At 39.2% G+C, this 23,575-nt stretch carries 19 protein-coding genes; 14 read left to right on the forward strand and 5 right to left on the reverse strand.

The genetic code is table 11. From position 1 onward, the window contains the following. The first annotated feature begins 57 nt into the window (after positions 1-57). The 9 genes from ACFFHK_RS01460 (at position 58) to ACFFHK_RS01500 (ending at position 14,430) form a co-directional block, all read left to right on the forward strand. On the forward strand, positions 58-642 hold the full coding sequence (locus ACFFHK_RS01460; protein ID WP_382368215.1) for a fimbrial protein: 585 nt from the start codon (positions 58-60) through the stop codon (positions 640-642). Positions 643-745: 103 nt separating this feature from the next. Then, positions 746-1,465: a fimbria/pilus periplasmic chaperone gene (locus ACFFHK_RS01465; RefSeq protein WP_382368218.1), complete on the forward strand. Its 720-nt coding sequence runs from the start codon at positions 746-748 to the stop codon at positions 1,463-1,465. Between the two features lie 85 nt (positions 1,466-1,550). Further along, complete coding sequence (locus ACFFHK_RS01470) at positions 1,551-4,073, forward strand: fimbria/pilus outer membrane usher protein (protein ID WP_382368221.1); 2,523 nt, start codon at positions 1,551-1,553, stop codon at positions 4,071-4,073. A gap of 3 nt (positions 4,074-4,076) precedes the next feature. After that, positions 4,077-5,228: a fimbrial protein gene (locus tag ACFFHK_RS01475; RefSeq protein WP_382368224.1), complete on the forward strand. Its 1,152-nt coding sequence runs from the start codon at positions 4,077-4,079 to the stop codon at positions 5,226-5,228. 298 nt (positions 5,229-5,526) lie between these two features. Next, on the forward strand, positions 5,527-6,510 hold the full coding sequence (pheS, locus tag ACFFHK_RS01480) for a phenylalanine--tRNA ligase subunit alpha (RefSeq protein ID WP_382368227.1): 984 nt from the start codon (positions 5,527-5,529) through the stop codon (positions 6,508-6,510). Positions 6,511-6,531: 21 nt separating this feature from the next. Continuing rightward, positions 6,532-8,919, forward strand: a complete 2,388-nt coding sequence (gene pheT / locus ACFFHK_RS01485) for a phenylalanine--tRNA ligase subunit beta (protein ID WP_382368230.1) — start codon at positions 6,532-6,534, stop codon at positions 8,917-8,919. 3 nt (positions 8,920-8,922) lie between these two features. Further along, positions 8,923-9,219: an integration host factor subunit alpha gene (locus tag ACFFHK_RS01490; RefSeq protein ID WP_382368233.1), complete on the forward strand. Its 297-nt coding sequence runs from the start codon at positions 8,923-8,925 to the stop codon at positions 9,217-9,219. Between the two features lie 50 nt (positions 9,220-9,269). Continuing rightward, a complete protein-coding gene (locus ACFFHK_RS01495) occupies positions 9,270-9,785 on the forward strand; it encodes a C40 family peptidase (protein ID WP_382368236.1) in 516 nt (171 codons plus the stop codon). Positions 9,786-10,398: 613 nt separating this feature from the next. Then, positions 10,399-14,430, forward strand: a complete 4,032-nt coding sequence (locus tag ACFFHK_RS01500) for an autotransporter family protein (protein ID WP_382368239.1) — start codon at positions 10,399-10,401, stop codon at positions 14,428-14,430. Positions 14,431-14,628: 198 nt separating this feature from the next. Here ACFFHK_RS01500 and ppnN read toward each other — a convergent pair whose 3' ends face one another. From ppnN to ACFFHK_RS01515, 4 genes are read right to left on the reverse strand one after another with little or no spacing between them, the layout of a single operon-like run. Next, positions 14,629-16,002 carry a nucleotide 5'-monophosphate nucleosidase PpnN gene (gene ppnN / locus ACFFHK_RS01505; RefSeq protein WP_382368242.1) on the reverse strand — a complete coding sequence of 458 codons (1,374 nt, stop codon included), beginning with the start codon at positions 16,000-16,002 and terminating at the stop codon, positions 14,629-14,631. A gap of 15 nt (positions 16,003-16,017) precedes the next feature. After that, complete coding sequence (gene queF / locus ACFFHK_RS01510; RefSeq protein ID WP_382368245.1) at positions 16,018-16,866, reverse strand: NADPH-dependent 7-cyano-7-deazaguanine reductase QueF; 849 nt, start codon at positions 16,864-16,866, stop codon at positions 16,018-16,020. 15 nt (positions 16,867-16,881) lie between these two features. Continuing rightward, entirely contained in the window at positions 16,882-16,953 is a 72-nt protein-coding gene (locus ACFFHK_RS09805) for a DUF8594 domain-containing protein (RefSeq protein ID WP_512700282.1), read from the reverse strand. Between the two features lie 15 nt (positions 16,954-16,968). Next, positions 16,969-17,676, reverse strand: coding sequence for a DUF2310 family Zn-ribbon-containing protein (locus ACFFHK_RS01515; protein WP_512700273.1), 708 nt, complete (start codon positions 17,674-17,676; stop codon positions 16,969-16,971). A gap of 88 nt (positions 17,677-17,764) precedes the next feature. Between ACFFHK_RS01515 and ACFFHK_RS01520 the strand changes: the two genes are divergently transcribed. The 5 genes from ACFFHK_RS01520 (at position 17,765) to ACFFHK_RS01540 (ending at position 23,105) form a co-directional block, all read left to right on the forward strand. Then, entirely contained in the window at positions 17,765-18,085 is a 321-nt protein-coding gene (locus ACFFHK_RS01520; protein WP_382368248.1) for a YqcC family protein, read from the forward strand. Beyond that, the gene (gene truC, locus ACFFHK_RS01525; protein ID WP_382368251.1) at positions 18,078-18,806 is read left to right on the forward strand and encodes a tRNA pseudouridine(65) synthase TruC; all 729 of its coding nucleotides are present in this window, start codon (positions 18,078-18,080) and stop codon (positions 18,804-18,806) included. Before ACFFHK_RS01520 ends, truC begins: the two co-directional genes overlap by 8 nt. 171 nt (positions 18,807-18,977) lie before the next feature. Next, entirely contained in the window at positions 18,978-19,937 is a 960-nt protein-coding gene (locus ACFFHK_RS01530; RefSeq protein ID WP_382368254.1) for a TAXI family TRAP transporter solute-binding subunit, read from the forward strand. Between the two features lie 84 nt (positions 19,938-20,021). Beyond that, a complete protein-coding gene (locus ACFFHK_RS01535; RefSeq protein ID WP_382368257.1) occupies positions 20,022-22,673 on the forward strand; it encodes a TRAP transporter permease in 2,652 nt (883 codons plus the stop codon). A 3-nt stretch (positions 22,674-22,676) separates the two neighbouring features. Continuing rightward, a complete protein-coding gene (locus ACFFHK_RS01540) occupies positions 22,677-23,105 on the forward strand; it encodes a universal stress protein (protein WP_382368260.1) in 429 nt (142 codons plus the stop codon). A 62-nt stretch (positions 23,106-23,167) separates the two neighbouring features. Here ACFFHK_RS01540 and folX read toward each other — a convergent pair whose 3' ends face one another. Continuing rightward, on the reverse strand, positions 23,168-23,536 hold the full coding sequence (folX, locus tag ACFFHK_RS01545) for a dihydroneopterin triphosphate 2'-epimerase (RefSeq protein ID WP_382368263.1): 369 nt from the start codon (positions 23,534-23,536) through the stop codon (positions 23,168-23,170). Positions 23,537-23,575: the final 39 nt, after the last annotated feature.

A 23,575-nucleotide genomic window follows, 5' to 3' on the forward strand; every position in this document is an offset into this window, starting at 1 on the left:
CGTTGAGTTTTGCTATTCTCCCAATGCTTTTATTTCAATTTTATTAAGGAAATATTTATGAAAAAATTAGCATTAGTGGCATTAGTCGGTGCAGCATTTGCTATCTCACAAGGAGCAAGTGCAAAAGATGGTACGGTAAATTTTACTGGTGAAATTGTTGATTCAAGTTGTGTTGTGAAAACAGAATCACAAAACTTAACCGTTACTTTACCAAGAATTGATAAAAAGGCATTAACAGCAGATGGTCAGGTAGCAGGGAAAGTTCCATTTGAGATTACATTAGAAAGCTGTCCTGCAACTGTAACCTCTCAGGGCGACAAAACGTCATTAGATAAAGTGAAAGCTTATTTCCATTATGATACAAGCAAAATTAATGCTAATGGTCGTGTGATAAATACATATACTGAGGCAAATAGTAAGACGAAAGCCGCTAATGTTGATATTCAAATTTTAGATTCTGCGGATAAAGTCATTGATATTTCAGCCGTAACTAGTGATAGCAATAGTGTTGAAAATTCGGCTGCAACAACTTTAAGTAATGGAACAGTAAAATTACGCTACTATGCGCAATATTATGCAACAGGAGTAACAAGTCCAGGTTTAGTTTCTGGTAGCGTTGATTACACCATTGCATATCAATAAACCTTATCAATAAATCAATCATTAAGGGCAGTTCAGCTGCCCTTAATTTATATGGCATTCAGTTCTTATCTCACAAAACGAAATAGCATAAAAGGTTAGCCAAATGTGGAAAAAAAGTATCGTGGTGTTGATGGCGTTATGGGTTTCAGCAAGCCAAGCCAGTATCGTGATTACGGGTACCCGAGTGATTTATCCTTCAACACAAAAAAATGTGAATGTACAGCTTACAAATGCGGGCGATAGACCTTCATTAATGCAAACTTGGATTGATGATGGTGATGCCAATGCTTCCCCTGAACAGATTAAAACGCCTTTTTTAATTACCCCGCCTATTTCACGCATTGATGCAAAAAAAGGGCAATCATTACGCATTACCTATACAGGCGAACCCTTACCACAGGATAGAGAGTCCATTTTTTATTTGAATGTGTTAGATATTCCGCCGAAGCCAAAGATGAATGCCGAGGAAAATCAAAATTACTTACAAATTGCAATCCGTTCGCGGATTAAACTCTTTTTCCGCCCAGAAAAATTAGCCATGCTGTCGCATGAAGCGTATGACAAAGTGCGCTGGTCAGTGAAACAGGAACAAGGAAAAAGCGTTATCGAAGTGGATAACCCAACGCCGTATTTTATTACCTATAACCGTATTTCGGTAAAACAGGGCAGCAAAGTCGTTGAAGCGAAAAATAGCGATATGGTCGCGCCATATTCAAAAGCGCATTATGTCCTGTCAAGTGCAATGAGCAATAAAGGCGAAGTAAATTGGATTGTGGTTAATGATTATGGTGCGTTGCAAACAGGTAGTAGTCAGTTGCAGTAAAGGGTTTTATCGTATCAAGTGCATCTAAAATAGGGTGAGCCAATAGCCTTGTTTTTTAATGGAATGCAAGAATGAAGGAAAGGTTATGCAAAAAACAGGTATCCGTAAAAGTTTTCATTTAACGACGCTTTGTTCGGCAATATTGTCTGGTATTGCTGGCATATCATCTGTGGCAGTGGCAGATGAGATCGATGACGGTGTAGAGTTTAATCCGATTTTCTTGCAAGGAATGTCTGGCGTTACGATTGATGTTAATCGTTTCCGCTATACTAACCCAATCGCTGCGGGTAAATATGTTGCTGATGTGTATGTGAATGAGCAATTCAGAGGGCGCGTACAACTCAGTTTTGCTGAAGTGCCAAATAAAAATACAACGGCATTATGTGCCACCGATACCTTGCTTGCGATATTAGATTTTTCCGATTACGCCTTTGCAAATAGCTTAGAGCATCAAGGGGGGCAATGTGCGTTTTTGCACGATAAAGTCCCTGAGGCAAACATTCATTTTGATATTGCAACCTTACGATTAGATGTGAATGTGCCACAAGCTTATCTTTATCAACGTCCTTCGGGCTATATTTCGCCTGCGCAATGGCAAGATGGCGTGCCAGTTGCGTTTGTGCGTTATGATGCTTCACGTTACCAATACCGTTATGGCAATACGCAATCAGAATTGAGCTATTTAGGGGTAGATGCAGGCGTGAATGTGTTTGGCTGGGCGTTGCGTCATCGTGGTTCACAGAGTTGGCAAGACGGCGTGCGTTCACCTTATCAAACGATATTAACCTATGCGCAACGTGATATTGCAGCGCTACGTGGACAATTTACCATAGGGGATTTTTATACCAGTGGGTTATTAATGGATAGTTTACCGCTGCGTGGTGCACAATTAACCTCTGATGATAGAATGTTAGCCAGTTCTGTGCGTGGTTATGCACCACGTATCCAAGGTGTAGCCAATTCCAATGCGAAAGTAACTATTCGGCAAAATGGGCGGGTGATTAAAGAGATCACAACACCAGCGGGACCTTTCTCGATAGAAGATTTATATCCAACGGGATACGGTGGCGATATTGAGGTAGAAATATTAGAGGCAAATGGCGAAATCCGTACGTTCCGTATTCCTTATACGGCGACGGCGCAATTAATCCGCCCTGGTTATAGCCGTTATCAACTCGCGATTGGGCGTTATCGACATAATGAGGGCGTTTATCCTGAAAAGATTGCACAAGCGACTTGGCAATATGGCTTAAGTAATAATATTACTTTCAATCTTGGCGCAACGTTAACGAAAAATTACCATGCCGAACAAGTCGGCTTGGCTGTGAACACGTTAATTGGTGCTTTTGCAGCAAATGCAACATTTTCCACCGCAACCTTTACCAATTCCGAAAATACACGAAAAGGGTATAGTCTATATGCCAGCTATAACACACGGATTGAGCCAACCAATACGAGCGTTACTTTAGCGGCATATCGTTATTTATCTAGAGATTATTTTAGCCTGCAAGATGTGTTAACGGCGAATAATAGCCAATTTTTAGATGATGTGGCGTATGACTACGGGGCTTATCGTGCTTATCGTACGAAAAATCAATTTAATGTCTCTATCAGTCAGGCATTGCAAGGGCGATGGGGATATTTATATCTGACTGGCTCAACCAGCACCTATTGGGATACGCAGAAAAAACAGTATGAATATCAAGTAGGTTACAGTAATTACTATAAGAAGTTAAATTATAGCGTGTCATTTTCACAAGCGAAAAATCACTATAACGAAAAAGATAACCGTTTTTATGTGAACCTTTCGTTACCACTTGGTGAGAAGTCATCTACTTATATTACGCAATCAATTAATCTTTATCGTCAGCAGCAATACTCAACGAGTACCGCAGTATCGGGCGCATTCGGTGAAGAAAGCAATTATAGCTACAATGCTTCATTTAGCCGTAATCAGACTAAGCAACAGTATTATGCGCTAAGCGGCAACTATACGGGGTCATTGGTAAATGTAAATGCGTCATGGGGGCGTGATAATAGACGCAATCAACAATATTCATTGAGTGCTTCTGGCGCCATGGTTATCCACCCAAAAGGGGTTACGTTAACCAATACTTTAGATGATACTTTTGCGATTATTCATGCGAAAGGGGCGGCTGGGGCAAAAATTAATAATGCTATTGCTAATCGCCTTGACTATTTTGGGAATGGGATTGTGCCGTATTTGGAACCTTATAGTGTGAATTATGTGGGGATTGATACGACCGATATTCCAGATAGTGTGGAGTTATCAGCAACAGAGCAGCAAGTCATTCCGCGAGCCAATAGCGCCATGTTGGTGGATTTTGCCACACAAGTAGGGCGAGTTGCCTTTTTAGAACTAAACGATATGCCAGAACTGCCACCGATTGGCACAGAAGCTTTTGATGAAAACTTGCAGTCAGTTGGCGTCGTCGCACAAGGTGGGCGCATCTATACGCGAGGCTTATCAAATAAAGGTACCTTAACGTTATCTTGGGCGGATAAAACGTGTCGCATTGATTATCAGCTTTCAACGGAAAAACAAGATGAAAATTTACTGATTGTTCCAGTAGTGTGTAAGGAATAGAAAATGAAATTATACAGAATAATGATGCTGATCGTTACGTTGTTAACGGTTAATTATGCCAATGCGGCTGATGAGTACCTGATTGGCAGTGCGCAGACTCAAATTAATTTAACGCTGCCTAGCGGGCATACTATCACTAAGGCGAGAGATAATTGGACGCCATTACCAAGCGCAAGGGGAAATGGGGTAAATCAAAATCCGAACTTTTGGGGAGCGCATGAGTCGCCGGCACTCAGACCTACTTCCACTATTGAAGCACAAATCTTATTAGAACCAACGGGCTATACCTTTAATGGACTCCCGATTTTTAAAATACCTGGGAATGATTATATTGGGATTGTGGTATATATTGGTGATACAAGGAAAGAAACAGGCTTTACTAATACCAATAAAACTTGGCAACGTGTTTTTTCATATGGGGGAAATTCATCAAGATATCAGGGTATGAATGTTTTTTTTAGAAGTGTGATGTATGACATACCTCAAGAAAGAATACCAGGGCAGACTGTGGTGCCTGCGTTAACCAATGATTTATTAGTGGGTTATGTGCGTTCTCAGGCGATTTATGCAAATGCTGGCACAAATGGGGTTAGAAACGGTATCAGTAAAGAGATTCCGATTTATCTAAAACCTTATAATATCAACTATACGATTAGTAGCTGTACCATGACATCGCCAGAAACCATTACGGTAAAAATGCCAACAATTAGTAAAAGATCGCTTGATAACGCGCCTGTTCATCGTGGATTGCCAGAAGTTTTTGCGGGGTTCTTTGATGTGAGCGTGAATCAGTGTGGGGTATTTGATAATAATGGGGCATTTTTAAGAAATGATATTACCAGTGTGCGTATTACCTTTACTGATGCAACCGATCCAAGTAATGAGGGGAGTTATTTAAATTTAACCAAAAATTCTACGGCTAAAGGCGTTGGCATTAGAATTTATCCTGTTGATGGTCCATTTTGGCAATATCAAGATTGGTGGATAAAATTTGGTCCAGATACCGCAAGAATCAATGATTCACAAAAAGGCTTAAATTATAATCCAACTACCCGAGATGTTGCGCAACGTTTTATTGTGAAATATGCCAAAATTGGCGATGTAACACCTGGTACCGTCAATGCTACGGCAACATTTACATTTTCTTATCAATAATATTGTGCTAGCGAGTACAAAAGATGAGAAGAAATAACAAAAATTAATGAATAAAACGTGATTTTTTAAGTCTTTAGTATTATCATTATTCAACTTTTAACCCAATTTCATGCAGTTTAATTATGTTGACAGTTGTTTTTAGTTTCCGATTTTTTAGCGCTTAGATGTTAAGAGGCGATTGGTTTAACTAAATTCTTGCCAAATTAAACTGACAAGCCTCCCTCAATATGGAGGCTTTTTTTATGACTATTTTTAAGACTTATCAAGTTAGCTAACGTTAAATTTATAGAGGAAAGGTATGCAAAACCTAGAACAGATTACACAAGACGCCTTAGCGGCAATCGCTGAAGCTCAGGACGGTAAAGCACTTGAAGCGATCCGTGTTGAATACTTTGGTAAAAAAGGTCCTTACACCTTGCTAATGCAAGGATTAAGAGATGTTTCTGCAGAAGAGCGTCCAGCAATGGGGGCTAAAATTAATGAAGCGAAACAAACGGCACAAGCAGCATTAAATGCCAGAAAAGCTGAGTTAGAAGAAGCAGAATTAAATGTCAAATTAGCGCAAGAACGGATTGATGTAAGCTTACCAGGGCGTAAATTAGAAAATGGTGGTTTGCACCCCGTTTCATTAACGATTGAGCGGGTCGTGAAATTTTTCTCTGAATTAGGTTTTGCGGTAGAAACAGGTCCAGAAATTGAAACGGATTACTATAATTTTGATGCGTTAAATATTCCAGCCCATCACCCAGCACGTGCAGATCATGATACATTCTGGTTTGACGCCGAGCGTTTATTACGTACGCAAACCTCAGGGGTACAAATTCGTACAATGGAAAAACAACGTCCACCGATCCGCATTATTGCCCCTGGTCGTGTTTATCGTAATGATTATGACCAAACCCATACCCCAATGTTCCACCAAATTGAGTTATTGTTTGTTGATAAAAAAGCAAACTTTACCGAGTTAAAAGGATTATTGCACGATTTCTTGCGTAACTTCTTTGAAGAGGATTTACAAGTGCGTTTCCGTCCATCATATTTCCCATTTACTGAGCCGTCTGCGGAAGTTGATGTGATGCGTAAAAATGGGAAATGGTTGGAAGTATTAGGTTGCGGTATGGTACACCCAAATGTGCTACGTAACGTTGGGATTGATCCAAATGAATATTCTGGCTTTGCGGTAGGTATGGGCGTCGAGCGCTTAACCATGCTTCGCTATAATGTAACAGATTTGCGTGCTTTCTTTGAAAATGATCTACGTTTCTTAAAACAATTTAATTAATTTGCAGGGGAGATAACTTAAATGAAATTCAATGAATCTTGGCTGAGAGAATGGGTTAATCCTGCGATTACGACAGAACAATTATGCGATCAAATTACCATGCTTGGTTTAGAAGTCGACGGTGTTGACGCGGTTGCTGGCGAGTTTACCAATGTCGTGGTTGGCGAAGTTGTTGAGTGTGCGCAACACCCAGATGCCGATAAATTACGGGTTACCAAAGTTGATGTTGGCACAGGGGAATTATTAGATATTGTTTGTGGCGCGCCAAATTGCCGTAAAGGCTTAAAAGTCGCTTGTGCAACAGTCGGCGCAGTGTTACCAGGTGATTTTAAAATTAAAAAAGCAAAATTACGTGGTCAACCATCAGAAGGAATGCTTTGCTCTTATGCTGAATTAGCAATTTCAACCGATGGCGAGGGGATTATTGAGCTACCTGCAGATGCGCCTGTTGGTATGGATTTGCGTGAGTATTTGAATTTAAATGATCAAACAATCGAGATTAGCTTAACACCAAATCGTGCAGACTGTTTAAGTATTCGTGGTATTGCTCGCGAAGTAGCTGTGGTGAATAAAACAGCACTTAATCCATTGCAGTTTACCCCAGTCAACACCACAATTAGCGACAAAGTAGAAATTGATTTACAAGCACCAGAGGCTTGCCCACGTTACTTATTGCGTGTTGTAAAAAATGTTAATGTTCAAGCGGATACGCCAGTTTGGTTAAAAGAGAAGTTACGCCGTTGTGGTATCCGTTCAATCGATCCTGTGGTGGATATTACTAACTATATTTTGCTTGAATTAGGGCAGCCAATGCACGCGTTTGATGCGGCAAAAGTGGCGCAACCTGTGCAGGTCAGAATGGCAAAAGCAGGCGAAACATTAGTTTTATTAGATGGTTCAACTGCAGAATTAAAAGAAAATACCTTATTAATTGCCGACCAAAATGGTCCGTTAGCGATGGCAGGGATTTTCGGGGGGCAAGCCAGTGGCGTAAATGAAGCGACGAAAGATGTGATTTTAGAGGCGGCTTTCTTTGCACCATTAGCCATTACGGGACGTGCTAGACAGTATGGTTTACATACAGATGCTTCACATCGCTTTGAGCGTGGTGTTGATTTTGCGTTACAACGCTATGCGATGGAACGTGCTACCGCGTTATTAGTTGAAATTTGTGGTGGGGAGGCTGGTGAAATCTGTGAAGTTGCTAGCGAAGCATTTTTACCAAAAGTAAAACCCGTTACCTTACGTCGTGAAAAACTAGATAGTTTATTAGGGCATGTCATTCCAAGCGAAACCGTAACGGATATTTTCCAACGTTTAGGTTTTGAGGTGAGTTTTGCAAATGATGTTTGGTCAGTGATTCCAACGAGCTGGCGCTTTGATATTGAAATCGAAGAAGATTTAGTTGAAGAGGTTGCTCGTATTTATGGTTATAACACCATTCCAAATAATGCACCATTAGCACATTTAATGATGCGTGAACATAAAGAATCTGAGGTTTCATTAAGTCGGATTAAAACGGCGTTTGTGGAACACGATTATCAAGAAGCGATTACTTATAGCTTTGTTGATCCGAAAATCCAAGCATTATTACACCCACAACAGGACGCGCTGGTGTTGCCAAATCCAATTTCAGTTGAGATGTCTGCAATGCGAGTTTCTTTACTCAGTGGTTTGTTAGGTGCGGTAGCATATAACCAAAATCGCCAACAATCACGTATTCGTTTATTTGAAGCAGGCTTACGTTTTGTGCCAGATAGCAACGCAGAAGCGGGTGTGCGTCAAGAATTTGTGCTTGGTGGAGTGATTACTGGAACTCGTCAGCCTGAGCATTGGGCAATTAAATCAGAAACTGTTGATTTTTTTGATTTAAAAGGGGATCTAGAAAGTATTTTTGATCTGACTAATGCTGGAAAAAATATTAAATTTGTTGCAAAATCTTATTCGGCATTGCACCCAGGACAATCTGCAGCCATTATGCTTAATGATGAAGAGATTGGGTTTATTGGCACAATCCACCCTCGTATTGCTCAACAACTTGATTTAACTGGCAAAGTTATTGTTTTTGAAGTGTTGTGGGATAAGATTGCACAGAAAGATGTCATTCAAGCCAAAGAAGTTTCTCGTTTCCCAGCAAATCGCCGTGATTTAGCGATAATCGTTGCGGAAGAGGTAACTGCAGAGAGTGTATTAACAGTATGTCGAGAAGCAGCAGGGGCACAATTAACGCAAATTAATTTATTTGATGTTTATCAAGGTGCGGGTATTGCTGCAGGCACAAAAAGTTTGGCGATTAGCTTAGTGTTACAAGATAAAGAGAAAACATTAAGTGAAGAAGATATTTCAGCAGTGGTGAATGCCGTGTTGTCTGCATTGAAAGAGAAGTTAAATGCTTATTTGAGAGATTAATCTATGACGTTAACAAAAGTAGAACTTGCTGAAAACTTAATTACCAAGTTTGATTTAAATAAAAATGATGCAAAAGCATTAGTGGAGTCATTCTTTGAAGAAATCCGTATTGCACTAGAATCTGGCGAAGATGTTAAGTTATCGGGTTTTGGTAATTTTGAATTGCGTGATAAAACGCCTCGCCCAGGTCGTAATCCAAAAACAGGAGAATATGTACCTATTACAGCACGCCGTGTCGTGGTATTTAAAGCAGGGCAAAAATTGCGAGCGAGAGTAGAGAAATCTAAGCCAAAAAGCTAATTCATGAAAAGTATTCCTATCTTGTGTAGGAATACTTTTTTATTTTCAGCATGAGTTTAGCTAAAGCACGGGAAATTAATGTGTTAGTCAAAATAACTTCTTCTTTAAAAGCAGGATTAGCTGCAACGTGCATATTTGGTTTAGTGGCGTGTTCAAGCCCTCAGCACAATTATCATAGCCGAATGCCAGATCCTATCTATACGATGGCGCAATTAAGTGAACAACAGCAAGAGTGGTATCGCACGCCATATCGCATTGGTGGCAATACTCGCAGTGGGGTCGATTGTTCGGGGTTTGTGATGCGGACGTTTGCTGATCGCTTTGCCATTCAATTACCACGTACCACCACTGCACAATCGCAAGTCGGTATTAAAGTGCCTTTAGAGGATATTCAAACGGGCGATCTGGTTTTTTTCAAAACAGGGCGAGGACCGAATGGTTATCACGTTGGCATTTATGTCAAAAATAATCAGTTCTTACATGCGTCTACATCTGGTGGCGTGATTTATTCATCGCTGAAAAATCCTTATTGGCGTAAGCATTTTTGGCAAGTTAGACGGTTATAGTCTAGAGAATACATTATCTATTAATGCTCACTTTGCGAAAGGTGAGCATTAATTTATCTTTTGTGGCAATGTTTCATTTTTTTTCCACGTATTATTTAATTTATCTAGTTGATTTTCAATAATGATTAGAAAGTAATTCTTAAAGTATATTGTCTATTTCATGCAATACGATTAAACTTAGCAATCGTTTGCTATTTGTATAAAAAATAACAATTTTGATAATGGCGCGGTTTATCAAGATATGCCTCTTTTGGTGAACGATTTTGTACGATAGCTAAAACGTCTTTTATTTAAGCATCTAATAAGGAGAATTACATGAAAAGCAAAACGACGTTTACTTTAAGCCAACTGAGTAAGCAGATTTCTCTTGCGCTCTTTGCTGGTTCAATGAGTCTGGGGGGGGGGAATTGCGGTCGCTGATGACGCGCTCTCAACAGAAGATGAACTAGATTTTCTTGCACAAGGTGAAAGCAAAACTTATACCTCTGCCCATATTCCTCAAGGTAAATCCGTTTCCGTTGCTGGCGGTTGGTGGATAGATGAAATCACAGACCCTATTGACCATCAAAATGCCAATACCAATGTTACTCTCCAATCTGGTTTATATGCTGAAGTGATTGCCAATAGTTATGTTGCCGCTGAAGATGGGGAAAATCTCCTGACATTTACTCAACCGATTCAATTAGGTAACTCCTCCCTGACGTTAGGAAGCGGTATTATCTTAAAACCAATGCCATATGAAGATGATGTAATTGCTGGTGGTAGCAAACTTGTCAATGTTAATGGTAGCGCAGTTGCCAAAAAAACAGCGTTAACCATCAATGGTTATCAATATGAAAGAGCGCTTGAAGTCGATCAAGAATCACCTGAAGAGGGAATGGATCGCCATTATGATAATCGCGTGATTCTCGGTGGTAATATGGTGGAAATTGCGAAAAAAGACAACATGCAAGCTGATCAAAATTTCAGTAGTAGTATCACCACAGAAGAAACCTCACTTACCATTAATGGCGGTATGATAACCGATCCTGTGGTGGGCGGTTCCGTTGCACATAATTTCCATGAACGGCAGGACGGCGAGATACTCGAAGGTTTTACCAATGCGCAAGTTTCCGTTATCGATAAAAAAACAAATGTTGTGATTAATGGTGGCACATTTAAAAGCTTTAACCCAGAAGATGAGAGCGCTCAAGATATCTATGCAGGTGGTGCAGCATTAGGGTTAAATACGACGTCAACCATTGACGAGGCAAATTTAACCATTAATGGCGGAATGTTTTATGGAAATGTTTTTGCGGGAAGTTATGTTGAGGACGCTGGTATCGCGAATGTGAAAAAAAGCACCATCACTATCAATAACGGTGAAATTAATGGAAGCATCGTCGCAGGCGGTGAATGTGAGAGCGAGTGTGTAACCGATACGGCGCAAGATAACTTAGGGAAGTCTACGGTAGAAAACGTTACGCTAAATCTGCGTGGCGGTAAAGTGGGCGGCATTTTATTAGGTGGTGTCAATCAAGATAGTGTATTAGCTGCCCCAGTTAAACAAGCGGTATTAAATTATTATGGTGGTGAGATTACACGCCCAACTATTTCAGATACTGCAGAGGGCGTAGAGAGTGGAATAGATGCGATTGCTGAAAATGCAACCATCAATTTATATGCAGATTTAACCAGTGATGTTTTAGCAGATGCGCAATCAAATGTAACGATTCAGGGGAATCAACATACCTTAAATGGGGATCTATCTGCTATTGATAATGCAACATTAACAATCAATAACGTTAACTTTAGTAAAAAACAGAGCCTTACCGTAGGAAGGCTAGGAGAACACCAGCAAGGTACGATTAACCTTGCCAATGATCAAGCCATGCGTCTTGATAATTTGACGTTTAAAGGGACTGCTGCAGGGCAATTTAATTTAACCAAAGGCGAGTTGAGCGGTGTGCTAAAAATTGATGGTGATAGTAATGTCAATTTAACGGGAGCGACCTATACTAGCCAAGATCTTGCCAACGATTTAATTATTACGGCAGGCAAAAATGGTAAATTAGTGCTTAAAGAAAATGGCGTCATTAAAACGCTAGCAAACCAGTTGTTTAATGATGGTGAAGCAACAAAAGCAGAAAATCTGGATACATTAGCGGTAAAAGATGAGGTAAATAATAAAATTAACTTTGCTGGCGGAACAGTGAAATTGGAAGACAGTAAATATGCTTTCAATTATGCGAAAAAAGCAAAAGAAGTTTTTTCCGCAGGCAATAGCAGACAATCAACCTTAACCTTTACGGGTGAATTAACCGATAAAGCCTTGCAAGTTAGTCAAGCGGCTGAACTGGGCAATGAGATGGCGTTAGATAGTGCTACTGCCAATACCAGTAAAGCAAATTTAATTGTGGGATCAAATGCTGCGACAGAAGTTTCTGCAGTGCAAGAGAGTGCGGAGAATGTCAATAATGGCTTTAATGTTGGTAAGCTTAACTTAGCAGCGGATTCCACGTTAGTCGCAATTAATAATCTTCAGGAAGTTACCCTTGGCGGTAGTGAGGGTGGCGAAGTATTAGTGGTGAATAATCAAGCCAATACAGACTTACAAGTTTTTGTGGGGAGTGGCAATCAAAATAAAGGGGGGCTTAATGTTGGTAATACTAGCGTTGATGAAACAACCGCTTTGACATTAACCGCGAATGTAATCTTAACTTCGGACAGCCAATTAACATCACGTGGTAAAACAACGATTAATGGTGATGTAGTCGTTGATAATTCAAGTATTGCGGTGGCTAATGGGACGTTAACATTGGCTGAGAACAAAACCTTAACCACAAAAGGAACCAGTACGTTTACAGGGAATATTCATACAGATAATTTGAAAGTGGATCAACAAGATACAGCGGCTATTATCAATATTGGTTCAACAGGTGCAGCTGGAAAAGCAGGGAAAGTAACGGCAAAAAATGTTGATCTCAATGGTGGTATCTTATTCCTTGACCCGATCTGGCAAAATGGACAAACGATTGCTGATGGCACTGCGTTTGCGACAAATAGTGTAAATAACACGAAAGTGGTTGTGGGAAATAACGCAGTATTTGTATACGGTACAGATACGCAGACAGCCTATAATACCTTTAATCAAACTGGGTTAACTTGGGGCGATAATGCGACTTTGTCTGCAGCTTATTTGAGCGGAAGTTTAGATTTAGCGGCAAATAGCTTAGTTATTGATCCAACAGCACAAAGTACCAGTGGCGCAAACTATGGCACCCTAAAACTGGCAGATAATAGCTTGCTTATGATTGATGGGGCAAAAGTTAATGGTTCTCAGACTGCAGCGTTGACGAATGTGAGCAGTGCAGAGGTAGCGGCGAATGCGCACCTGTATTTAGCTAATGTTAATGATGGTGAAACCTATCATATTATGAGTGGTACACAGGTTGAGACAAATAACAGTTGGTATGTGGCAGAAGAGAGCGATGCACCCGCTAATATTTCCACTTATCAAGCGTTATATAAATTAGTCGGCGCAACAGGAAATAATGCAACTAAACTCTCATTAGTGGCGAAATTGCAAAAGGCAAATGCGATATATGGCAATAGTTTATTAATGCCAGATGTCATTGATAATACGTTAGCAAATCACACGGATACGCCTCTGAAAGGGTTCTTTGATAAGGCAATGAATAGTCAAATTAATGCGACTCAAGCAGCGCAAATTGATGCCTTTAATAGTGCAGCAGCGATGAGTGTATTAGGTAAAAGCAGTTATGGCACCTATAAAGCAGCCACTTTAATCAATGATTCAGTGGTTGAGCATTTACGTGTTGATGATCGTGAGTATGGTAACAATGTTTGGCTACGTTATTTGCATAGCAACGAAGATATTAACAATGTAAATAGCGTGATTGCTGAAAACAGCCAAGCAACTCATCATGGTTTAGTACTGGGCGCAGATCTCTATCGCCACGCAAAAAATAGCGCTGGTGTAGCCTTGAGTTATCTGCATAGTAAATATGACAGCTTAACATTAGCAAGCCATACCAAGAATAAAGCTAAATATATTGGCTTGAGTGCGTATGGTCGTACTGAGATAGCTGGCTTAGCGCTTTTAGCTGATGCTTCTTATTTTAATGGGAAGAACTCATTAAACCAATATAATTCAGGTGAACGTTTAACTGGAACACAGCGGACAGCAGCCATTAGCTTAGGGGCTACCGTGGAAAAAACGGTTGCATTTGCTAATGATCACACACTGACACCATATGTTGGCGTACGTTATTTGCATCTTGATAGTAGTAACTATCGCAATAATCTTGGCTTAAACTATCGTCAAGACCAGCAGGATTTGTGGTTATTACCTGTAGGGGTGAAATATCAAGCGGCATTTACATCAGGTGATTGGCTATTTAAGCCATCAGTTGAATTAGGCTATACTTGGAATAGCGGTGATCGCCAAGCTAAACAAACAGTTGCCTATCAAGGCGTTACTAACAGCTTTAACTACAATATTGTTGATAAAGGTAATTTTGTGAGTAAAGTTGGTTTTGATGCTAAACAAGGGCAATTTGTTTATAGCTTAGGTTATGAGTATCAAAAAGGGCGTCATGTAAAAGCTAATCGTTATGTGGCAAATGTAAGTTATCAATTCTAATTTTTGTTTAGGGGGATTGTAAGCCGTTTAATTATTAGGCGGCTTAATATATTTTTAACTAAAATTAGACGTTTTTTGCCTAAAAATCTTTCCGCCATTCGGGCAAGGCACAAGGGAATCTCTCAAAATTTATAGCGATTTGTGCCTAAAGTTAAGTTTTTCTGTAATCTAGAGCCTCACATTGTGAGGCTTTCATTTTTACTCTCTTATAATTTCATAACAGGGGATATAGGCTTCCGCACTCGGTAATTTCATACGATGTTGAGCAACAAAAGATTTTAATAAAATTTCCATCTGTTCTAACACCATTGGATCACCGTGCAATTTGAATACTCCGTATTGCTCTACGGCATCAATCGTATCAGGTTTGATATTCCCCGCCACAATGCCAGAAAAGGCACGGCGTAAATTAGAAACGAGCGCCATTAATGGTTGATTGAGATGCAGATCCAATTCTGCCATGGCTTGATGAGTTGGTACAAAAGGGGCTTGTAGCACAGGATCAATTTTTACCGCCCAATTAAAGCTATAAGAGTCATTACGTTGGTAGCGTTGTTGCTTGATTAACTCCATTGCTTGTTTTGCTTTACGCGCAACCAACACAGGGTTATCAATAATAATTTCATATTGTTGACGTGCTTTTTCACCTAACACTTTTTCGACAAAACGATCTATCGCATTGAAATAATCCGCACAAGCAGCAGGTCCTGTTAAAATCAGTGGCATTTCTTGAGCCTGATTATCTGGGTGTAATTTAATGCCTAATAAGAATAGAAACTCTTCAAATGTCCCTGGACCACCTGGGAAAATAAGGAAAACGTGCCCCAAGCGAGTAAATGCCTCTAAGCGTTTTTCAATATCTGGCATAATAATCAGTTCATTTACGATTGGGTTTGGGGGTTCTGAGGCAATAATAGATGGCTCAGTAATACCAATAAAACGGCTATTTTTAAAACGCTGATTAGCATGACCGATTGCCGCCCCTTTCATTGGTGCTTCCATCACACCAGGTCCGCAGCCTGTAACAATATTTAGTTCACGATAGCCCAACTCTAAACCAACAGCACGGCAATATTGGTACTCGATCTCATTAATTGAATGTCCGCCCCAACAGACGACTAAGTTAGGATCTTCCCCTAAAGGTAAGGCTTTAGCATTGCGAAGAATAGAGAAGACTTGATTGGTAATGCGCTCGCTTGGTTCGGCTTGGGGTAAATAAGCACCACGAAAACGCTCCTGATTAATGTGAGCAAAAATAATATCACGCAATACCGCAAAGAGGTGGTATTGGATATTACGGATAATGCGATCATCAACGAATGCACTCGGTGGAGGATTGTGTAACTCTAACGCAATGCCTCGTTCACGTGCGCAAAGATTAATGGCGAAATCGGGATATTGTCCCAGTAATTCTCGGCTATTATCAGTAATCGAACCCGAGTTTAAAACAGCAAGTGAACAGTTTCGATAGAGTGGGTAAAGATCGCCTTCTGCGCCTTGTTTTAAACGGGCTACCTCAAGATGAGAAAGCTGATCCATACTCCCTCGAGGGTTAATATAATAAACGCTCATCAATTCCTCCTAAATTTATTGGCGTGCTAAACGGACGTTAGGGGGCAATGGTGCAAAATTTGAACGGAATGGATTAATATCCAGACCTCCTCGCCGTGTATAACGTGCGTAAACGGTTAGTTTTTCAGGTTGAGCATAACGCATTAGATCACAGAAAATACGCTCAACGCATTGCTCATGAAACTCGTTATGTTGACGGAATGAGATGAGATAACGTAGTAATTTTTCTTGATTAATTTTACGTCCAACATAATGAATTTGTACGCTTCCCCAATCAGGTTGTTGGGTGATTAAGCAGTTTGATTTTAATAGATGACTGACTAAGGTTTCTTCGATTAGTTCGCTGTTTGCTTCAACACAATCGGCAAGTAAATCAGGATTAAATTGGTAATCATCAATTTCAATCTCTTGTTGATCAATACAGTGTCCCGAAAAGTGGGCAATAGATTGTTGTTGATAGTGATCGAGTGTATGAATGATAACCTTGACATCGCCGTTGGCACATTGGCGTAAATCTTGTTCAATAGTGGCACGAACAGTTTCAATATTATCAAATTTTGTTTGATTAAAACTATTTAAATAGAGTTTAAAACTTTTTGATTCGATTAAATTTTCACTACGAAAATCAAGAAAAACATCGGCAATCGCTACTTGTGGCACACCTTTTTGATTTAACCACGACAATTCATACAATGTCCAAATATCGGCGCCTTGTGAGAACGGTTGTTGTTGTGTAATGCCTAGTTGTTGCCGATTTAGGTGGCGCGGTACGGCTTGTAATAAGGTTGGTTGATAATGATCGGCATAAGTTGTTTTTTTGCCTAATGTGAGGCTATCTAAGCTTTTATCTTGGTAGTGTGTCATAAAAATATCTCTTCTTTATTCTTGTAATTCCCAAGCGATATTTGAAACTAAACGGCAATCATCGCATTTAAAATCAAATATATTGATTGGATTCTGTAAAAATCATTCCTGACCACAACGAGGGCAACAATGTTCTGTTTCTGTTTGATAATCTTGCCCATTTACCCGATAAAGATAATAGTAAACGGGACGTTGTAACTGTGCTTCCAGTTGTTGGCGTAACACATAACCTTGTTTGGCTAATGGGCTAGTTAATTCACTAATTTGAGTAAGGCTTTCTGCAACCAGACAATTACCGTTCATTTGTAGCTGATCGCAAGCTTGCCAATTTTCTTCCCATTTAATGCAATCTATGCCTAATTGAGGCTTATCATGACAAAGCTGATAAAGTGGTACGGGAGCAAGGGAAGTTAATTCACAAATAGGTGAACTGCTTTTTAAGTAATTTGTATAAAGTACCAATTCTGTCGTTTTAGAGAGTGTAGAAATTGCCTCATCAGAATTTAGATCGATAGCATAAATTTCATAATGATCAAGCGTTATCCCAAGCGATTGTAAATTGTTCAGTGCTTTAGTTACAAGCGTACTATTATGAATCAGATCTAATGAGGTCTTTTCAGGACAATTTACATTAATTGTAAATGTCAGCAAATCATCTGTTGAAAATTGATAGGTTACAGGAATTTCTCGACCGATAATTTGCCCATTATAACGCCAAGCATCAATTAATTGATTACAATAGGCGAGCGCTTGATTAATATCGTAAGTTTGCCTTTTTTCGGTAACAAAGGTTACTTTAGTTAAAAACATTAAATATTCCCGTAAGATTCACAAAGAGCATATACTATGCTTTTCTAGCAAGAATCTAAATCATTTTATTCAGAAAAAGAGAGTTATTATGCAAAAAACTACCCTGTTGGTTGATTATTTAAATGAACTACAACAAATGATGCAACAATATGAATTATGGCAACAGCAACCACCATCAGAGGCAGCCTTTACCAGTCAACAACCATTTGCCGTCGATACCATGGAAGCGACAGAATGGCTACAATGGATTTTTATCCCACGAATGCTGGCATTAATTGAAGCAAATGCGCCATTACCTACTGCGATTGCTATTTCTCCTTATTTAGAAGAAGCCTTAAAAGAGCACCCACATTTGCCAAAATTATTATTACCAGTGCAAAAAATTGAGGTGCTGTTGACCAATGGATAAGCAGCCATTAGAAATTTTATATCAAGATGAGTTCCTTATTGCAGTGAATAAACCTGCGGGAATGTTAGTGCACCGTAGTTGGTTAGATAAACACGAAACAGAATTTGTGATGCAAACATTACGTGATCAAATTGGGCAGTATGTTTTTCCGATTCATCGGCTAGATCGCCCAACATCAGGAGTATTATTGTTTGCGTTGAGTAGTGAAGTGGCTGCTCAAGTTTGTTTACAATTTGAAAGCAAACAGGTTGAAAAACATTATCTGGCGGTTGTGCGCGGCTATTTAACGGGGAGTGATCGGATTGATTACGCATTAAAACCTAAATTAGATAAAATTGCGGATAAATTTACTGATCCAAATAAAGCTGCACAACCTGCGATTTCTGATTATCAAGGTTTAGCTACGATAGAATTACCGATTGCGGTTGGACGTTATTCAACAGCACGTTATAGCTTAGTGCGTTTAACGCCGCAGACAGGGCGTAAACACCAGCTTCGCCGCCATTTAAAGCATATTTTTCACCCGATTATTGGCGATACGCAGTATGGTGATTTACATCAAAATCGAGCGTTTGCAGAATATTTTTCCGTTTCTCGATTAATGTTACATTCTGAAACTTTACGCTTATTTCACCCAGTTACCCAGCAAAAGTTAGAAATTGTTGCACCATTAGATCAAAACTTTCTAAAAATTAAGAACATTTTTTATACAAAACTATAAATTTTTTGCTAAGAAAAGGTGCGTTTTTTGTGATAATTCTTCAACTTTTTAGAAAAAAATCGGCTTGATTGTTGCAAATTCTACGGTTGTCTTGTATATCTTATTATTGCGTCAGCTATTTAGCTTGATTATGCAGACATAATATCTCACCTTTATTTGAGAGGAACTACAATGAAAAAATTATTTAAATTAGGTATGGTGACAGGCTTAATTTTGACTTCAGCCTCAGTAATGGCGGAAGATAAGTTTGTAACCATTGGTACTGGCGGTCAAACAGGTGTTTACTATGTGGTAGGGCAATCAGTTTGCCAATTAGTTAATCGTGATACAGCGAAAACGGGTTTGAAATGTAATGCTCCATCAACAGGGGCTTCAGTTGCCAATTTAAATGGTATTGCAAATAAACAGTTAGATATGGGAATTGCACAATCGGACTGGCAATATCACGCATACCACGGTACAAGCTCTTTTGAAGGCAAGAAAAATGAAAAATTAAGAGCTGTGTTTTCAATTCACCCAGAACCGTTCACCGTGATGGCTCGTAATGACTCAGGCATTACTTCTTTTGATGACTTAAAAGGCAAGCGAGTGAATGTGGGCGACCCAGGTTCAGGTACGCGCGCAACGATGAATGTTATCTTAAAAGCGAAAGGTTGGAATGATGCTATTTTTAAAATTGCATCTGAGTTAAAACCTGCGGAAATGGCATCTGCAATGTGTGATAATAATTTAGATGCGATTACTTATAATGTTGGACACCCAAATGGGGCGTTAAAAGAAGCTGCGGCTTCTTGTGATGCGCATTTAGTATCGGTTACTGGTCCTGCAATAGATCAATTAGTAGCTGATAATCCATATTATGCAAAAGCAGTGATTCCAGGTGGACTTTATAAAGGTTCTGATCAACCAGTTGATACATTTGGGGTGTATGCGACTTTAGTTTCTTCAACTGATGTTTCTCCAGATGTTGTTTATCAGGTAGTGAAAGCGGTATTTGATAATTTCGACCGTTTTAAACGTTTACACCCAGCATTTGCAAACTTGAAAGAATCAGAAATGATCAAAAATGCGTTATCCGCACCATTACATGAAGGCGCGGTTCGTTATTATAAAGAACGTGGCTGGCTGTAATTTTATTGATAATAAAGAAAATATTTTAAGGCAGGTTTTCCTGCCTTTTTTCAGTTTTTGGATTTTGATTTTAGGAGAGCAGAAATGACCTCAGAAATAAAGAAAAACACTGTGGATCTTGAAGATCTTCAGGATATGGTCGCCTCAAATGATAGCGGTGGTCGAAATCCTCATGGGTTGTCTAAATATGTGATTATTTGGACAGCGATTGTGTGGTCGTTATTCCAAATTTATTATGCTTCACCATTACCATTTTGGCTACAAGAAGTGGTTAAAAGTCTTGGACTAAACTTTAATGTAGTCGTTGATGATACTAAAGCACGCTCAATTCATTTAGCATTTGCAATTTTTTTAGCATATTTATCTTATCCTGCATTTAAACGATCACCAAAACAACATATCCCCGTGATTGATTGGATTTTTGCGGTTGTGGGGGCAGTCTTCTGTTTATATCCAATTATCTTTTATAGTGAATTGGTAACACGTGTTGGCGCACCAAATTTACAAGATATTATTGTTGGGGTGATTGGGATTCTATTGTTATTAGAAGGGACAAGACGTAGTTTAGGCTTACCATTAGTTGTGATTGCAGTGGTATTTTTGCTGTATAACTATTTTGGACAATTCTTCCCGAGCAGTTGGTTAGTAAGCCATCGTACTGGAACCTTATCACATATTATTAATCAACAATGGGTAACCACTGAGGGGGTATTTGGCGTTGCATTAGGTGTATCAACCAAATATGTTTTCCTGTTTGTATTGTTTGGCGCATTATTGGATAAAGCAGGTGCAGGGAATTACTTTATCAAAACAGCTTTTGCTTATTTAGGACATTTGCGAGGCGGTCCAGCAAAAGCAGCTGTTGTGGCATCAGGTTTAACTGGTCTAATTTCTGGCTCATCGATTGCCAATGTAGTAACAACAGGAACCTTTACTATTCCAATGATGAAACGGGTTGGTTTCTCAGCGGAAAAAGCAGGCGCGGTTGAAGTGGCTTCTTCAGTAAATGGGCAAATTATGCCACCAGTAATGGGCGCAGCCGCATTTTTAATGATCGAGTATATCAATATGCCGTATAACGAATTGATTACTCATGCTTTTTTACCTGCGATTATCTCTTATATTGCCTTAGTCTATATTGTGCATTTAGAAGCATGTAAATTGAATTTGCAAGGGTTACCTCGCCAAGACGTGGCAAAACCTTGGGTCGTTACCGTGTTGCGAGCACTTTCTACGTTTATTACTATTTGCGTATTATATTTTGCTGTTGAATTTGGCTTAGGTTGGCTAAAAATCCTGACACCTGATTTTGCCTTTACTATTGTTTGTGTATTACTTGCGATTATTTATCTCTTGTTGTTATATCGTGTTTCCACTTTCCCAGATTTAGAAATTGACGATCCGAACCAAGAAGTAGTGGTGTTACCAAAAACAAAACCAACGGTAAATGCAGGATTACATTTCTTATTGCCAGTGGTGATTTTGATCTGGTGCTTAATGGTTGAACGCTTATCACCAGGATTATCTGCTTTCTGGGGAACAATCGCATTAACCATTATTCTATTAACCCAACGTCCATTATTAGCCTATTTCCGTAAACAAGGCAATTTAGGGCAACATGTTAAACAAGGTTGGCAAGAATTAGTCAACGGTTTGGAAACAGGCGCCAGAAATATGATCGGTATCGGTATTGCCACGGCAACAGCAGGTATCATTGTTGGTGTTGTTGCGTTAACAGGATTTGGTGTACAGCTATCAGGCATTATTGAATTATTATCAATGGGTAATATCTTATTAATGCTAATCCTCGTAGCAGGCTTTAGCCTAATCTTAGGCATGGGCTTGCCAACCACGGCAAACTATATTGTAGTCTCTTCATTAATGGCTGGAGTGATAGTTGAAGTAGGTCGTCAAAATGGCTTAATCGTGCCATTAATTGCGGTGCATTTATTTGTCTTCTACTTTGGTATTATGGCTGATGTAACGCCACCAGTAGGATTGGCCTCTTTTGCAGCTGCGGCGGTATCAGGAGGAAATCCAATTAGAACAGGGTTAGTTGCATTCTTTTATAGCATGCGGACTGCATTGTTGCCATTCTTATTTATTTTTAATACTGATCTTTTATTGCTGAATGTCAATTTCTTCCATGCAGTGTTAATTTTCTTTGTGGCAGTCATCGCAATGTTTGCCTTTACAGCAGCCACAATGGGCTGGTTTATGACCAAAAATAAATGGTGGGAAACTATTGTTTTATTATTGGTTGCCTTTATGCTATTTAGACCTGGTTTCTTTATGGAATATGTTTCACCAAGTCAACGTCATATCCAACCAGATCATTTAGTGGAGCAGGTGGCACATTCACCAGTCGGTGAACCATTAATGCTAAAAGTATCTGGTATTAACCCTTATGGAAAACCAGTAGAATTTTATGCAGAGTTAAAAGTACCAGAGGGGCAAACAGGGGAAGAACGTTTACAAAAAATGGGCTTAACGTTATTAGCGACTGGTGAAAAAGTAGATGTTAATGGTGAAGAAATTAATAAAATTATTATTGATAATGTTGAAATTGATTCACCAGCAGCAAAAGCAAATCTAAATTGGGATCAAGTGATTCTTGATGTTTCTATTCCAATGAAAGGCGCATTAAGCAAAGAGTGGATATTTATTCCTGCATTGTTGATTTTAGCAGGTTTAATTGGGCATCAACGTCGCCGAGCTAGAAAAGAGGGAAAATAAAAGATGACGTTATTTAATAAAATTTTAATTGCAGTTGATTTAAGTTATTTAGAGGGAGCAAAAAAGGCGGTGAAAACCGCCTTAGCGATGACAGAAGGTAATCCTGATGCAGTATTGCGTGTTGTTAGTATTATACCGCCATTAGGAAATAGCTTTGTTTCTTCTTTATTACCACGCAATTTTGATAAAGATGTGTTGGCTGAGGCTCATAAACGCCTACACGCTTTTACCGAAGAGAATTTCCCGAAAGCGTGTAAAGTGCAACATATTGTGGCGCATGGTACTGTGTATGAGGAAATTAATACTTTGGCACAAGAGAAAGATGTTGATTTAATCATTATGATGGCAACAAAACCAGGCAAACCAGGTTTAAGTTCTAATACTGTCAAAGTAGCTCGTTTTAGTGAAAAACCTATTTTAATTTTGCGTTAATTCGCTAATAGTATAACAAAAAGGCTTAACAAAAAATGTTAAGCCTTTGTTTTTATAAGGTATTAATTTCTTTCATACCGCAAACGTAACGACACAGAATCCGCATAACGTAAAGCAAAAGGTTTAGCAATTTCCACTTCTGCCCATTCTACTGCTTCAGGTTCTGCTACAATTTCCAATACTTCACGCACCATTCTTTCTAACAACGCAAACTCATGTGTTTCAACATATTGAATCACTTTTTTGGTGATAGTGCGGTAATTGAGCGCATCTTCAACATTGTCGCTTAAACTCGCTTTTTCGCAGTTATAACCAAGTTGAATTTGCAGTACAACATCTTGTTTATTATTAATTTCTTCTTCTTTAATGCCGATAAATGTGCGTAAGCGTAAGTCGCTAATTGTAATGATCGCAGATGGAATAATTGGCATAACAACTCCTTATTAGATAGGTTTTTTGTTATTATAGCT

The sequence above is a fragment of the Gallibacterium trehalosifermentans genome, assembly GCF_042433055.1.
Lineage (GTDB): Bacteria > Pseudomonadota > Gammaproteobacteria > Enterobacterales > Pasteurellaceae > Gallibacterium > Gallibacterium trehalosifermentans.

What these genes read in the sequence shown, in the direction of transcription:
- ACFFHK_RS01460 (WP_382368215.1), top strand. Translation starts at nt 58, where the DNA reads ATGAAAAAATTAGCATTAGTGGCATTAGTCGGTGCAGCATTTGCTATC.
- ACFFHK_RS01465 (WP_382368218.1), top strand. Translation starts at nt 746, where the DNA reads ATGTGGAAAAAAAGTATCGTGGTGTTGATGGCGTTATGGGTTTCAGCA.
- ACFFHK_RS01470 (WP_382368221.1), top strand. Translation starts at nt 1,551, where the DNA reads ATGCAAAAAACAGGTATCCGTAAAAGTTTTCATTTAACGACGCTTTGT.
- ACFFHK_RS01475 (WP_382368224.1), top strand. Translation starts at nt 4,077, where the DNA reads ATGAAATTATACAGAATAATGATGCTGATCGTTACGTTGTTAACGGTT.
- pheS (WP_382368227.1), top strand. Translation starts at nt 5,527, where the DNA reads ATGCAAAACCTAGAACAGATTACACAAGACGCCTTAGCGGCAATCGCT.
- pheT (WP_382368230.1), top strand. Translation starts at nt 6,532, where the DNA reads ATGAAATTCAATGAATCTTGGCTGAGAGAATGGGTTAATCCTGCGATT.
- ACFFHK_RS01490 (WP_382368233.1), top strand. Translation starts at nt 8,923, where the DNA reads ATGACGTTAACAAAAGTAGAACTTGCTGAAAACTTAATTACCAAGTTT.
- ACFFHK_RS01495 (WP_382368236.1), top strand. Translation starts at nt 9,270, where the DNA reads ATGAGTTTAGCTAAAGCACGGGAAATTAATGTGTTAGTCAAAATAACT.
- ppnN (WP_382368242.1), bottom strand. Translation starts at nt 16,002, where the DNA reads ATGAGCGTTTATTATATTAACCCTCGAGGGAGTATGGATCAGCTTTCT.
- queF (WP_382368245.1), bottom strand. Translation starts at nt 16,866, where the DNA reads ATGACACACTACCAAGATAAAAGCTTAGATAGCCTCACATTAGGCAAA.
- ACFFHK_RS01515 (WP_512700273.1), bottom strand. Translation starts at nt 17,676, where the DNA reads ATGTTTTTAACTAAAGTAACCTTTGTTACCGAAAAAAGGCAAACTTAC.
- ACFFHK_RS01520 (WP_382368248.1), top strand. Translation starts at nt 17,765, where the DNA reads ATGCAAAAAACTACCCTGTTGGTTGATTATTTAAATGAACTACAACAA.
- truC (WP_382368251.1), top strand. Translation starts at nt 18,078, where the DNA reads ATGGATAAGCAGCCATTAGAAATTTTATATCAAGATGAGTTCCTTATT.
- ACFFHK_RS01530 (WP_382368254.1), top strand. Translation starts at nt 18,978, where the DNA reads ATGAAAAAATTATTTAAATTAGGTATGGTGACAGGCTTAATTTTGACT.
- ACFFHK_RS01535 (WP_382368257.1), top strand. Translation starts at nt 20,022, where the DNA reads ATGACCTCAGAAATAAAGAAAAACACTGTGGATCTTGAAGATCTTCAG.
- ACFFHK_RS01540 (WP_382368260.1), top strand. Translation starts at nt 22,677, where the DNA reads ATGACGTTATTTAATAAAATTTTAATTGCAGTTGATTTAAGTTATTTA.
- folX (WP_382368263.1), bottom strand. Translation starts at nt 23,536, where the DNA reads ATGCCAATTATTCCATCTGCGATCATTACAATTAGCGACTTACGCTTA.